Raw genomic sequence first — 12,076 nt, 5'->3', positions numbered from 1 at the left:
CTACGACATTTCCGACAGCACCATGATCACCAGAAAGCCCGCTCCCACCGCGATCGCGGCTGACTGAAGATATTGGTGCTCCTCCGCTTCGGGGGCCAGGCTGGTGACGGTAAGATAGAACATGCCGCCCGCGCCAAGGGCGAGCAAGAAGTACCCTTGCTTTCCTTATCCGGCTTCTTACTTTAGAATGGTTCTAAACTAATTGGATCTCCGTTCTCATGTTTAACCGGCTTTTCGGCTTCAACCGGCGCGCATTCTCCTCGCTTTCCGAGCAGGAGATACTGGCTCTGGCCATCTCTTCCGAGGAGGATGACGCGCGCATCTATCGCGCCTATGCAGACGCTCTGAGGGATGAGTATCCGCATTCGGCGGCCATGTTCGAGGAGATGGCCGCGGAGGAAGACCGCCATCGCGCATCACTGATCGAATTGCACCGCCGGCGTTTCGGCGAACGCATCCCGCTTATCCGGCGGGAGCATGTACGCGGCTATTATCAGCGCCGGCCGGACTGGCTGGTGCGCCCGCTCGGGCTCGACCATGTGCGTGCCCAGGCCGCGCTGATGGAGGAGGAGGCGCAGCGCTTTTATGCGGAGGCGGCCAAGCGCACCGAGGATGCCGCCACGCGCAAGCTTCTGGGCGATCTGGCCGCGGCTGAGCAGAAGCACGAGACGCTGGCCGAAAGGCTCTCGGAAAAGCATCTCGGCCGCGAGCAGCGCGATGAGGAGGACAGGACGGCACGCCGGCAGTTCATCCTCACCTATGTCCAGCCGGGGCTGGCGGGGCTGATGGACGGCTCGGTCTCCACCCTGGCGCCGATCTTCGCCGCCGCTTTCGCGACAGGCGACACATGGCAGACATTTCTGGTGGGGCTTGCCGCCTCGCTCGGTGCCGGCATTTCCATGGGTTTCACGGAAGTCGCCTCGGATGACGGGGTGATCTCCGGGCGCGGCTCCCCCGTCAGAAGGGGGCTTGCGACCGGGGTCATGACGGCTGTGGGCGGACTCGGCCATGCGCTTCCCTACCTCATCCCACATTTCTGGACAGCCACGACGCTCGCCATCATCATCGTCTTCATAGAACTGTGGGCCATCGCCTTCATCCAGAACCGCTACATGGAAACGCCGTGGAGCCGTGCGACCTTCCAGGTGGTGCTGGGGGGCGCGCTCGTCTTCGCGACAGGGATGCTGATCGGGAACGCTTGAGACCGCAGCCACGGCTCGGCGTTCATCGAAATATCGGGCCGTCCGGCTATGGAAGAATGGCGAGCGGCTATCGCCAGAACGGCGTGGAACACTCGCGCTCCACATCCGCCTGGGTGAGGCCGATGTCGGCAAGCAGGTGGTCGTCCAGTTCGGAAAGATGGAGGCGCTGACGTCGGCGGTCCTCAAGCCGGAGGACCAAAGCCAACGCAGCGGCAGCCAGGTGGCGGAAGGCGCCGGGGCGAACAAGCGTGCGGTCTTTTCTGCTAGCGGGGGTGTTCTGCATAGCCTCGCTCCTTCAGGAGGAGGAATAGCAGTTGCCGTGCAAGAATAGTTCGATTAATATCAAACTATGAAAGCAGGAACGGATATCGCGCAGATCGGAAGCCTTGTGGGCGATCCGGCGCGCGCCAACATGCTCGCCGCGCTGATGGGCGGGACGGCGCTCACGGCAAGCGAGTTAGCGCTGGAGGCAGGCGTTACGTCTCCGACCGCGAGCACACATCTTGCTAAGCTGGTCGACGGTGGCCTCGTTCGCGTGAAGCGTCAGGGCCGCCATCGCTACTATGCGCTCGCGGATGAGAGCGTCGCGGGAATGCTAGAGACGATCATGGGCGTGGCGGCGACCCTGGGGCCGAAGCGCGTGCTGCCCGGCCCGGGCGACAAGGCCCTGCGCGAGGCCCGCCTGTGCTACGATCACCTGGCGGGAGAGGCCGGGGTCGCGATGCTGGAAAGCTTTGTAGATCGCGGCTTCGTTCGGCTCGATCGGGAGACCGCCGCGCTAAGCCCGGCCGGTAGCAGGTTTTTCGCCGATTTCGGCATTGATATCGAAGCCATGAGCCACAAGAGACGGCCCGTCTGCCGCATCTGCCTAGACTGGAGTGTGCGCCGGTGGCATTTGGCAGGCGGTCTCGGCGCTGCCATCCTTGAGCACATGATGCGGGCTGGCTGGGTAAGGCGCGAGAAGGACAGCCGCATTCTACGCTTCACGCCCGCCGGGAGGCGGGAGTTCGACCTTTTCCTTCACCAATAAAAACTCTCCGCCCCGCAGGAGATGCAGGGGCGGAGAGGCAGGACAAGTCGCTTGTCTATTCTGAGGCGAGCATGTTGATACGGCTTTCCGCCAGTTCGCTGAGCTTCTCGTCCGTGGCTTTCTCGTCAGCCAGGTTCTGCTTCATGATCTCGGCACAATCGTCATACCCGAGCTGCTCGGCCCAGGTGATCAGCGTGCCATAGCGCGTGATCTCGTAGTGCTCTACGGCCTGTGCGGCAGCAATCAGCGCCGCGTCGAGCACATTCTTGTCGTCCACCTCTCCGGCAACTTCATTGGCTTCCTCGATGATGCCGTCGATCGCGGGGCAATCGACGCCGCTCGGCTGCATATCCATCAGACGGAACACCTCGTCCAAATTGCGGATATGCCCCTCCGTCTCTCTAAGGTGTTGTTCGAAACCCTGCTTGAGCTGCTGATCGGTCGCCTTGTCGATCATCTTGGGCAGTGCCTTCGTGATCTGATTTTCGGCATAGTAGATGTCGCGCAGTGTATGGACGAACAGATCGTCCATCGTCTTGATATCCTTGGAGAACATACCCATCGTCTTTTCCTCTTCTCATAAGTCCGGCCGAACGGTACCTGGCCCGCCGCCCGGCTGCTGACCTAACAGCCGGCAGGCCGGTCTGTTCCATGAGCATTCGACCTATTGAGAGAACATCCCCCGGATTGGGGTATGACGGGGTATGGAAGATCGTGGTAATTTTGTCACAGCGGATACAGGATCCCGTGCGGCCACCACGACGCCGCAATGAATCCCATTTTCCGCCATGGAAGGCGGCTTTCTAAATTGCGGATTCACCGTGCATTCATTTGCTGATGCTAGGGTGAACGGGAAGGGATGCCCGAAGAGTCGAGGGTACGGGACGATGGGGTTGGTTAAGCTCTTGGTCGGTTGCGTGAAGGCTATTCGCGAATTTTTCGGCCCGCGGTATCATCCCGAGCGGCATTACATGCGCGGCCCGGGACCGGCTTGCGCCCGGCGCGGCAACGATCGCTCGGCGCACGCCTGAAGGTTCAAGGACAGGGTTTCAGCATGACCGGAGCACTGGCCTCCGCGCCAAGCTGCCTGCACTTGCCTCCCGTGCAGAGGCGCCAGGCGCTTACGGTAGCGCCTGATGCGGCGAGCCGCAGCTCTGGCACAATTCCGAGCTGCGGCGTATAGACCCACCAGCCATTCTCGAGACGCGCATCGGGCGGCGGATCCATGCCGGCGCCGGACCCCTTAATACGCGCCTCGACGATCTCAAGTCCGGCGGGCAGCACCCGCCACGTCTCCTGCCATTCGATCTTTTCCACGGAGTGGGTCCAGGAGAGCGTGAACAGGCCGGCGGCGAGCGTCAGCGCCTTGCCGCCAACCAGAAGGCAGGCGGGCACCCGCTACTCCTCGACCAGCTTCTGGCGAGCCTCAGGACTCCTGCCGCGCGCCCGATACCAGTGCTGACCGATGACAAGTGCAGAAAGCAGGAAACCGAACTCGTCCGTCCACGGCAGCGCCAGCACGAGGAGCAACCCCGCAACGAAGGCGGCCGCTCTCTCCCAGGGCGCCATGCCGCGCAGGAAGAAGCCGACGAACGCCATGCCCCACAGCCCCACGCCTAGGCAGGCCTTAAAGACCACGTAGACCAGCTCTACCGGATAGCCCCAGGCTGCGGCGATCGCGCCACCCTCCTGCAGCATCAGCGATGGCGTATAGACGGCCATGAATGGTACCACGAAACCGGCGACAGCAAGCTTCGTCGCCTGGACCGCTATTTTGAGGCCGGAGGTCTTGGCCATAGGAGCGGCCGCGAAGGCCGCGAGCGCCACCGGCGGCGTGAGGTCAGCCATGATGCCGAAGTAGAACACGAACATGTGGCTGACAACGAGCGGCACTCCAAGCTGAAGAAGCGCGGGCCCCGCCAGAGACGAGGTGATGATGTAGTTCGGAATGGTGGGGATACCCATGCCGAGGACCAGGCATGTGATCATCGTCAGGACCAGCGACAGGAACAGGTTGTTCTTGCCGATGGCGATGATGGCGCCGATGAAGGTGGAGGCAATGCCAGTCAGGGTCAGCGTGCCAATGACAACGCCGACAATGGCACAGGCGATGCCGACAGGCAGCGCGTTCTTGGCCCCCTCAGCCAGAGAATCGCGACAGATCAGCAGCGTCTCGCGCCCGCCCTTGAAGGTCGCACAGGCAACGATCAGCCCGACCAGGACGATCGCCAACAGGTCGACGCCGTAGCGGATGAAGGAGGCGGCCGCGAGGCCGAGCGCGATCCAGAACACCACACGGAAGGCAAACGGGCCGATCAGCGCGGCAAGCGGCGTACCGAGGATGAGCACGATCGTGAGCGCCAGGCCCATCGTGCCGGCGAAGATCGGCGTGTAGCCGGCAAAGAGAAGGTAGACAAGGACGGCGAGCGGCAGCACCAGCGGCCAGTGCTGGCGCACGGCGGCCCACGGATCGGGCAGTTCGGCCTTGTTCATCCCCTTGAGGCCCGCCTTGCCGGCCTCCAGATACACGGTCCAGAAGCAGACGCCGAAATAGAGGAAGGCGGGGATGATCGCCGCCTTGACGACTTCGGCATAGGGGATGTTCAGCGTCTCGGCCATGATGAAGGCGACCGCGCCCATCACCGGCGGCATGATCTGGCCGCCCATCGAGGAGGTCGCCTCGACGCCGCCAGCGAATTCGGAGCGGAAGCCGAAGCGCTTCATCAGCGGGATGGTGAATTGACCGCTGGCGACCACGTTTGCCACGCCGGAGCCGGAAATGGTGCCCATCAGCGCTGACGACAGCACGCAGACCTGCGCCGGCCCGCCGCGCGCACCGCCAACGAGACCGAGGGCGAAATCGTTGAAGAGCGCGATCATGCCGGCGCGCTCGAGGAAGGCTGCAAAGACGACGAAGATGAAGATGTAGGCCGCTGAGACATAGATCGGCGTACCGTAAATGCCTTCGGTTCCGAAGCCGATATGCTCGATGATCTGCTCGAAATCGTAGCCGCGATGCACGAACGGCCCGGGCATGTACTGGCCGAAGAAGCAGTAAGCGAGAAAGACGCCGGCTATGATGGTGAGCGGCAGGCCCATCAGCCTGCGCGCGCCCTCGAACACCAAAGCGATCATCACGGTGCCGACGATAAGGTCGGGAACCGTGTGAAAGCCGCCCGCACGCAGCAGAAGTTCCTTGTAGAAGATCCAGTTGTAGACGCCGGTCAGGAAGCCGAGAATGCCGAGCGCCCACAGGATGGAGCGCATGAGGGTGGAGTGGGATTTGAGATTGCCGAGGAGAGCAAATCCTAGCAGCAGCAGAAAGCCCACATGCATCGCACGGACGACCTGGCTCGGCAGCGTGCCGTAGGCGGCCGTCCAGAGCTGGAACAGCGAGAAGGCAATGGCAATGGAGAACGCAGCTGTGCCCCAGAGGCCGGTGCCCCATCCCGCCGGAAGACCCTCGGTCGGAACCTCTTCCGTGGGCGTGAGAATGGTGGAAGTTTTTTCAGCGGTCATGTGCATGTCCCGGAGCGCCGGCTTCCCTTATCTTGCGGGGATCGATCGCGCAGCGACGCAGGTAAGGCGTCGCAGCGATGTCTGAGACAAGCCTGCCCCATCCGATAGTCGCGCCAGCACCCTTCCCATCCGAAGACAGGGCAATCGCATATGGTACGCCCTTTTACCCTTTCACTGTCCCGGCTTCGCCTCACCTCCTCTCCTCCACGCGGAGGAGAGAAAGGGTAGCAGGCATCGGCGGCCGTTGGCCTTGCAAATCGCAGACGCGGGCGACTGGCAGCGAGGTTGATGCCGGCGATTCCTCTCCCCCGCCTGGCGGAGGAGAAGTGGCTCGGGCAAAGCCCGAGACGGTGAGAGGGAATCGCCATATGCAATCGCTCTGCCGCCGGGGCAGATCGCGCTACAAGAGGCCCTGTTCCTTATAGTAGCGCTCGGCGCCCGGATGCAGCGGGACCGGCATGCCATCGAGCGCGGTTTCGAGCTTGATGGCCTTCGCCGCCGCATGAGCGGCCGTCAGCCGGTCGAGATTCTCGAAAAGCTGCTTGGTCATCTGGTAGGCCGTTTCTTCCGAAACGTCGGCATGGGTAACCAGCATGTTGCCGACGGCAGCCGTCTGCACGTCTTCGTCCTGGCCTTCATAGGTGCCTGCGGGAATGGTGGCGGAAATGTAGGGGGCACCGATCTTCTCCACGACCTCCGGCGGCACCGCGACAACGGTGATGGCCACCGAGCTTGCCAGGTCACGGATCGAGGCCACGCCGAGGCCCGCCGACTGAAGCGTCGCATCGAGCTGGCGGTTCTTGATAAGCTCCACGGACTCGGCAAAGGGCAGATATTCGATCTTGCCGAGGTCGTCATAGCTCATGCCCGCAGCCTCGAAGATGGCGCGGGTATTGAGCTCGGTGCCTGAAGCCGGTGCGCCGACCGACAGGCTCTTGCCTTTCAGATCCTCGAGCGTCTTGATGCCCGATTCCTCACTGGCCACGATCTGGATGTAGTTCGGATAGATAGCGGCGATGCCGCGCAGCTTGTCGAGCTTGCCGGGGAAGCCGGCCTCGGTTTCGCCCTCCCAGGCGAGTTTGACCGAATCGCCGAGCGCAAACGCGATCTCTCCGCGCCCCTGCTGCAGGAGGTTCAAATTCTCTACGGATGCCTTGGTCGCCTGAACCTGCGTGCGCGCACCCTCGATCGTGTCGCCATAGATTTCGGAAAGAGCCACGCCCAGCGGATAGTACACGCCCGACGTGCCGCCGGTCAGCACGTTGATGAATTCCTGCGCGCCGGCCGCCGCGCTGAAGCTCAGACCGAGCGCCATGGCTCCGGCAGCCAGCAGTTTTCCTTTTTTTCTGAACATGTGCTCCTCCGCGTTCGGTTTTGTTATCGATGCACCCTCCCCGGGGAGGGCGGAATGTAGCTCATCATGGCGCGATGCCAACACCAAAAAATCGCGCTACGCCGAGCCTGTAGGTCCAGCATAGCGGCAAGCGCCGGCCAGCGGAACCGGCCGGCTTTCGACCTTGGACGCAGAATCCCCGACGGCTGCCGCTATCCGGCTTCTGAAAACGTCTCCTGAAGGCGGGCGAAAGGCATGCTGTCCCGGTCATAGGTGAAGGCGCCCTCGTCCAGCATCTCCTTGGCCGCGCGCTCGATCGCAGCGAAGGCCAGACAGGTGAGTTTGGAGCCGACCGAGATGCGCTTCACGCCGGCCTCGGCCAATTCGGCAACGGTGAAGTCCGCCGTGGCAAGCACGTTCACGGGCCGGCTGACGGACTGGCAAACGGCGCGTACCTGCTCTATGCTGGTAAGCCTTGGCGCGTAGAGCACATCGGCTCCGGCCTTCTCGAAGGCCTGCAGCCGGCGGATCGTATCGTCCAGATCGGGCCGGCCCCATAAGAAATTCTCCGCCCGCGCGGTGAAGACGAAATCCCGCTTCAGGGCACGCGCGGCTTCCGCCGCAGCGGCAACCCGCTCGACGGCCAGCGAGAACTCGTAAATCGGATTGGCCGGATCGCCGGTCGAATCCTCGATCGAGCAGCCGGCAAGGCCGGCCGCCTCCGCCGCGAATATTGTCTCGGCCGCGCTGTCGGGACTGTCGCCCTTGCCATGCTCCAGATCGGCCGAGACTGGCAGCGGTGTGGCGGCAACGATCTCGCGGCAATGGTTTATCCTCTCCTCGAACGGAACCCCGCCATCGGGCAGGCCGCGGGAGAAGGCGTAGCCGGCGCTGGTCGTTGCCAATGCCTTGAAACCGAGCGCGGCAAGCAGCTTCGCCGTGCCGATATCCCAGGGGTTGGGAATGATGAAGGCGCCTTCAGCCTCGTGAAGTGCGCGAAAGATGGAACCGATGTCAGCCATGTGCCATCCCCAGATTTCCTCTTTACCCACGATGAGGCGCCTGCGGCGTGGCGCTGTCAAGGGGAGGCTCTGGTCAGGCGATGGGCGGGAGAGGGCCTCAGGCCGTTCCGGTGGAGCCGAAGCCGTCAGCTCCGCGAGCCGTCGCGCCGGGTCCGTCGCGCTCTTCGATCCGGGCCTGAAGCACAGGGGCGATGACAAGCTGGGCGATGCGCATGCCGCGCGTGACGGCAAAATCGTCCTCGCCCAGATTGACCAGCAGAATCTGCACCTCGCCGCGATAGTCGCTGTCGATCGTTCCGGGTGAGTTCAGGCAGGTGATCCCGTGACGCAGCGCAAGGCCGGAACGCGGCCGTACCTGACCCTCGAAGCCTTCCGGAATCTCTAAGATAAATCCGGTCGGCACCAGGACGCGCCGGCCCGGCAGAAGGATGATCTGCCGGTCCTCAGGCACGGCGGCGCGCAAATCCATGCCGGCGGCACCGGCCGATTCGTATGCGGGCAGCGGCAAGCCCTCGCCATGCGGCAGACGCACGACGCCGACAGTAGGACCGATGACAGAGATTGAAGCAGGTGATGTATCCATACGCACTATCTGACGCCGGGAGGTTCCGGCGTCAATTCAACCTCGCCCAACGGCCGGAATTTTCAAACGCTTTTCAGGCGGCCGCGGCGGCCTCTTCTGCATAAATGGCGAGAAGAGACTGCCAACCGCCTTCCGAATCCAGCCTTTCGCTGGTTGCCGCTGCGCGCTCGCCATAGTTCTCAAGCAGCCTGTGCTCCAGTTCGACGCGCGTGCCGGCTTCGCCCAGCGGAACGAACCGCACTTCCACTTCGGTCAGAAGTTGGGGATCGTATTTCCAGTCCGCGCCGATCCGCCAGGCAAGAAGCACGCGCGACGGCGGCTCCCAGGCAAGCACCTCGCCCCATTGGCATTCCCGGCCGTTTTCTCCCGTCTCGTACCAGCGTCCGCCGACGCGCGGCTCAATAACCGCCGTCTTCAGCGGCGAAGAACCGATGCTGTGGGAGGCGGGCCACCAGCGGCCGAAGCCGGATGTGAAGACCTCGAATGCCTTCTGCTGTGATGCCTTCACGGTAACCGAACGACGGACCGGCGCCGGCGAGATCATCCTATCCATTATCTTCCTTCCCTTCCGTCTCGATTTCTCTCTTGAACTCGTCCAGGGCAGCGGCCCAGAGCCGGTCGAGCCATGCGCGCATCTGCCCGAGTCCCGCCTGATCGATATGGTAGATGTTGCTGGCGCCTTTCGGCTGGGCCCGGACGAGCTGCGCCTCTCTTAACACCTTCAGATGCTGCGAAACGGCCGATTGTGTAACGGGAAGGGCGCGCGTGATCTCCGCCACCGAGCGTGGGCGCTCCGCGATCAGCTCAAATACGGCCCGCCGCGTCGGGTCCGCGAGAGTGGCCACTTGCCTCATATCATTAGCCATAGCTAATCATTAGTTTCAGCTAATTAACTTGTCAACCATTCCGAAAATGCGGATTCCTGGCCTCCTTTCTCTTGAACGGTAGGCATGAAATCGCCGCACGGGCTTTCTATATGCGGGGGTGATTTCCATTCGACAGCGGCGGCCGCGGCTGGTAAGAGCCCGCTATCAAAGGGAATTCCGGATATGCCAGAGAGTTTGGCCGACGCGGTGGCGCGCCGCCGCACCTTCGCGATCATTTCGCACCCGGACGCGGGCAAGACCACGCTCACCGAAAAGCTCCTGCTTTTCGGCGGCGCAATTCAGCTTGCCGGCGAGGTGAAGGCGAAAAAGAACCGCATCCAGACGCGCTCGGACTGGATGAAGATCGAGCGCGAGCGCGGGATTTCCGTGGTCACCTCGGTGATGACGTTCGAATATGGCGGCCATGTCTTCAACCTGCTCGATACGCCGGGCCACGAGGATTTCGCCGACGATACCTACCGGACGCTGACGGCCGTCGATTCCGCCGTGATGGTGATCGACGCGGCCAAGGGCATCGAGCCGCGCACGCTTAAGTTGTTCGAGGTCTGCCGGCTGCGCGACATCCCTATCATCACCTTCGTCAACAAGCTCGACCGGGAAAGCCGTGATCCCTTTGAAATACTGGACGAGATCGAGGAAAAGCTTGCGCTCGACACCGCACCGGTCACCTGGCCGATCGGGCGCGGCAAGTCCTTTGCCGGCACCTACCACCTGGCGGACAACACGTTCCGCCATTCGGACGAGGATGTGAAGCCGATTCCCGTCAACGGACCGGAGGCGGACGCCATCTCCGGCCTGCTACCCGAACACGAGCGCGACGCGCTGGTCGAAGAGATGCTGCTGGCAAAGGAAGCCTGCAAACCGTTCGACCTGCAGGCCTTCCGCGAGGGGCATCTTACGCCCGTCTATTTCGGTTCCGCACTCCGCAATTACGGCGTGCGTGATCTGATTGAGGCACTTGGAAAGTACGGCCCTGCACCGCGCGCCCAGGAGGCCGACACACGCAAGGTCGAGGCGACGGAGGAAAAGATGACCTCCTTCGTCTTCAAGATCCAGGCCAATATGGACCCCAACCACCGCGACCGCATCGCCTTCGTGCGCGTCTGTTCCGGAAAGCTAGAGCGCGGCATGAAGGCAAAGCTGGTGCGCACCGGCAAATCCATCAGCCTCACCGCGCCGCAATTCTTCTTCGCCAAGAACCGCATCACCGCCGACGAGGCATTCGCCGGCGACGTGGTGGGCATACCCAATCACGGTACGCTCAGGATCGGCGACACGCTGACGGAAGGTGAGGACATCCTCTTCCGCGGCGTGCCGAATTTCGCGCCTGAAATTCTCCGCCGCGTGCGCCTTACCGATGCGATGAAGGCGAAGAAGCTGAAGGAGGCGCTGCAGCAGATGGCGGAGGAGGGCGTTGTGCAGCTCTTCTCGCCGGAGGACGGCTCGCCCGCAATAGTCGGCGTCGTCGGCGCACTGCAGCTCGATGTCCTGAAGGAGCGCTTAAAAAGCGAATACGCTCTTCCCGTCGATTTCGAGGCTTCCCGCTTCTCCGTATGCCGCTGGATTTCGGCCGAGGATAGGGCGGAGCTAGAGCGCTTCATCGCCGCCCATCGCGGAGACATCGCGCGCGATCTCGACGACGATCCGGTCTTCCTCGCGCCGCATGAATTCGGCCTCAATTACGAGGCTGAGCGCTGGAAGGCGATCACCTTCACGGCCGTGAAGGACTATCAGGTGCGCGAAAGGGCCGAAGCCGCGTAGCTTATTAAAGACGCTTGCGCCGAACCCTCAAAGCCGCGCGCGAATCTTCTCCGCGAACTGATGCAGATCCTCGCGGCGGTAGGGCTCACGCACGCCGTGGCCCCAGACGGGACCCGGCCAGCCGGGATCGTTCTCGTTGCGCGCGACAACGTGGACGTGAAGCTGGCGCACGATGTTGCCGAGGGCAGCACAATTTATCTTGGTGCAGCCCGTCAGCTCCTTGAGTGTCTTGGAGACGAGATTCGTCTCGAAGGAGAGCATTGCCTGGTCAAGCGGCGTAAGATCGTGGACTTCCTCCACGCCGGGCCGCTGCGGGATAAGCAGAAGCCATGGCCAGCGCCGTTCGTCCCTGATGCGCAGTTCGCACAGCCCAAGCCACACGACCGGAAGACTTTCCCCCTCCAGCCGCGGATCGAGCACGAATCCTTTCCTGCTGCCCGGCAGCATCCGCATCTCCTCATCCTCGTGTCGCGAGGCTAAATTGAGCCAGAAGCCGCTGCAAGCCTTTCCGTGGTGCTGGGCTTGCATTTGTGCCGGCAATTGACGATATGGGGGCGGGAGGTTGGTGGTGGACGCGCCACTCGCCAACCGGGTCAGGTCCGGAAGGAAGCAGCCCTAACGAGCAACGGCACGGGTCACCGTGCCAGCCTCCCGCCCTTTTCCCCTCCGTCCCCATTGACGTGGCCGGCCATGCAAGGGAAAGTCCCGCGTGGGGCGCGCGACGCCTTTGCAGATCATC

Annotated in this window: 13 protein-coding genes, 1 other RNA gene and 1 pseudogene; 4 read left to right on the top strand and 11 right to left on the bottom strand. The window is 62.8% G+C overall.

The features are described 5' to 3' along the window. Window positions 1–150: pseudogene (locus tag NYR54_RS06975) on the bottom strand (ZIP family metal transporter); the annotation flags it as partial. Window positions 151–218: 68 nt separating this feature from the next. Between NYR54_RS06975 and mbfA the strand changes: the two are divergent. Continuing rightward, window positions 219–1,202 (top strand): iron exporter MbfA, encoded by a 984-nt coding sequence (mbfA, locus tag NYR54_RS06970; RefSeq protein ID WP_261514882.1) that lies wholly within the window; start codon window positions 219–221, stop codon window positions 1,200–1,202. Between the two features lie 67 nt (window positions 1,203–1,269). On the opposite strand, the gene NYR54_RS06965 is transcribed toward mbfA, so the two are convergent. Continuing rightward, window positions 1,270–1,485 (bottom strand): DUF1127 domain-containing protein, encoded by a 216-nt coding sequence (locus tag NYR54_RS06965; RefSeq protein WP_261514881.1) that lies wholly within the window; start codon window positions 1,483–1,485, stop codon window positions 1,270–1,272. Window positions 1,486–1,551: 66 nt separating this feature from the next. On the opposite strand from NYR54_RS06965, the gene NYR54_RS06960 reads away from it, so the two are divergent. Next, complete coding sequence (locus tag NYR54_RS06960; RefSeq protein WP_261514880.1) at window positions 1,552–2,232, top strand: ArsR/SmtB family transcription factor; 681 nt, start codon at window positions 1,552–1,554, stop codon at window positions 2,230–2,232. A gap of 55 nt (window positions 2,233–2,287) precedes the next feature. On the opposite strand, the gene NYR54_RS06955 is transcribed toward NYR54_RS06960, so the two are convergent. From NYR54_RS06955 to NYR54_RS06920, 8 genes are all read right to left on the bottom strand, one after another. Continuing rightward, a complete protein-coding gene (locus NYR54_RS06955; RefSeq protein WP_261514879.1) occupies window positions 2,288–2,794 on the bottom strand; it encodes a YciE/YciF ferroxidase family protein in 507 nt (168 codons plus the stop codon). A 473-nt stretch (window positions 2,795–3,267) separates the two neighbouring features. Next, window positions 3,268–3,627, bottom strand: a complete 360-nt coding sequence (locus NYR54_RS06950; RefSeq protein ID WP_261514878.1) for a DUF1850 domain-containing protein — start codon at window positions 3,625–3,627, stop codon at window positions 3,268–3,270. A 3-nt stretch (window positions 3,628–3,630) separates the two neighbouring features. Then, window positions 3,631–5,751: a TRAP transporter permease gene (locus tag NYR54_RS06945; RefSeq protein WP_261514877.1), complete on the bottom strand. Its 2,121-nt coding sequence runs from the start codon at window positions 5,749–5,751 to the stop codon at window positions 3,631–3,633. A gap of 400 nt (window positions 5,752–6,151) precedes the next feature. Continuing rightward, window positions 6,152–7,105, bottom strand: coding sequence for a TAXI family TRAP transporter solute-binding subunit (locus NYR54_RS06940; RefSeq protein ID WP_261514876.1), 954 nt, complete (start codon window positions 7,103–7,105; stop codon window positions 6,152–6,154). Between the two features lie 191 nt (window positions 7,106–7,296). Then, window positions 7,297–8,106, bottom strand: coding sequence for an isocitrate lyase/PEP mutase family protein (locus NYR54_RS06935; protein ID WP_261514875.1), 810 nt, complete (start codon window positions 8,104–8,106; stop codon window positions 7,297–7,299). 97 nt (window positions 8,107–8,203) lie between these two features. After that, window positions 8,204–8,689 carry a dUTP diphosphatase gene (gene dut, locus NYR54_RS06930; RefSeq protein ID WP_261514874.1) on the bottom strand — a complete coding sequence of 162 codons (486 nt, stop codon included), beginning with the start codon at window positions 8,687–8,689 and terminating at the stop codon, window positions 8,204–8,206. A 73-nt stretch (window positions 8,690–8,762) separates the two neighbouring features. Beyond that, complete coding sequence (locus NYR54_RS06925; RefSeq protein WP_261514873.1) at window positions 8,763–9,242, bottom strand: SRPBCC family protein; 480 nt, start codon at window positions 9,240–9,242, stop codon at window positions 8,763–8,765. Then, window positions 9,235–9,555: an ArsR/SmtB family transcription factor gene (locus NYR54_RS06920; RefSeq protein WP_423738578.1), complete on the bottom strand. Its 321-nt coding sequence runs from the start codon at window positions 9,553–9,555 to the stop codon at window positions 9,235–9,237. Before NYR54_RS06920 ends, NYR54_RS06925 begins: the two co-directional genes overlap by 8 nt. Window positions 9,556–9,738: 183 nt before the next feature. Between NYR54_RS06920 and NYR54_RS06915 the strand changes: the two genes are divergently transcribed. Beyond that, window positions 9,739–11,337: a peptide chain release factor 3 gene (locus NYR54_RS06915; RefSeq protein WP_261514871.1), complete on the top strand. Its 1,599-nt coding sequence runs from the start codon at window positions 9,739–9,741 to the stop codon at window positions 11,335–11,337. Window positions 11,338–11,364: 27 nt separating this feature from the next. On the opposite strand, the gene NYR54_RS06910 is transcribed toward NYR54_RS06915, so the two are convergent. Continuing rightward, window positions 11,365–11,784, bottom strand: coding sequence for an HIT family protein (locus NYR54_RS06910; RefSeq protein WP_261514870.1), 420 nt, complete (start codon window positions 11,782–11,784; stop codon window positions 11,365–11,367). A gap of 110 nt (window positions 11,785–11,894) precedes the next feature. Between NYR54_RS06910 and ffs the strand changes: the two genes are divergently transcribed. Next, window positions 11,895–11,992, top strand: an RNA gene (gene ffs, locus NYR54_RS06905) — signal recognition particle sRNA small type. Window positions 11,993–12,076: the final 84 nt, after the last annotated feature.

It is taken from the genome of Chelativorans petroleitrophicus (genome assembly GCF_025398195.1).
Classification (GTDB): Bacteria; Pseudomonadota; Alphaproteobacteria; order Rhizobiales; family Rhizobiaceae; genus Chelativorans; species Chelativorans petroleitrophicus.
The sequence above is the reverse complement of the archived record's forward strand: the minus strand, read 5'-3'. Positions and strand labels throughout refer to the sequence as shown.

Bases quoted from the DNA above. Each gene is read 5' to 3' on its own strand.
- mbfA (WP_261514882.1), top strand. From the start codon at position 219: ATGTTTAACCGGCTTTTCGGCTTCAACCGGCGCGCATTCTCCTCGCTT.
- NYR54_RS06965 (WP_261514881.1), bottom strand. From the start codon at position 1,485: ATGCAGAACACCCCCGCTAGCAGAAAAGACCGCACGCTTGTTCGCCCC.
- NYR54_RS06960 (WP_261514880.1), top strand. From the start codon at position 1,552: ATGAAAGCAGGAACGGATATCGCGCAGATCGGAAGCCTTGTGGGCGAT.
- NYR54_RS06955 (WP_261514879.1), bottom strand. From the start codon at position 2,794: ATGGGTATGTTCTCCAAGGATATCAAGACGATGGACGATCTGTTCGTC.
- NYR54_RS06945 (WP_261514877.1), bottom strand. From the start codon at position 5,751: ATGACCGCTGAAAAAACTTCCACCATTCTCACGCCCACGGAAGAGGTT.
- NYR54_RS06940 (WP_261514876.1), bottom strand. From the start codon at position 7,105: ATGTTCAGAAAAAAAGGAAAACTGCTGGCTGCCGGAGCCATGGCGCTC.
- NYR54_RS06935 (WP_261514875.1), bottom strand. From the start codon at position 8,106: ATGGCTGACATCGGTTCCATCTTTCGCGCACTTCACGAGGCTGAAGGC.
- dut (WP_261514874.1), bottom strand. From the start codon at position 8,689: ATGGATACATCACCTGCTTCAATCTCTGTCATCGGTCCTACTGTCGGC.
- NYR54_RS06925 (WP_261514873.1), bottom strand. From the start codon at position 9,242: ATGGATAGGATGATCTCGCCGGCGCCGGTCCGTCGTTCGGTTACCGTG.
- NYR54_RS06920 (WP_423738578.1), bottom strand. From the start codon at position 9,555: ATGGCTAATGATATGAGGCAAGTGGCCACTCTCGCGGACCCGACGCGG.
- NYR54_RS06915 (WP_261514871.1), top strand. From the start codon at position 9,739: ATGCCAGAGAGTTTGGCCGACGCGGTGGCGCGCCGCCGCACCTTCGCG.
- NYR54_RS06910 (WP_261514870.1), bottom strand. From the start codon at position 11,784: ATGCTGCCGGGCAGCAGGAAAGGATTCGTGCTCGATCCGCGGCTGGAG.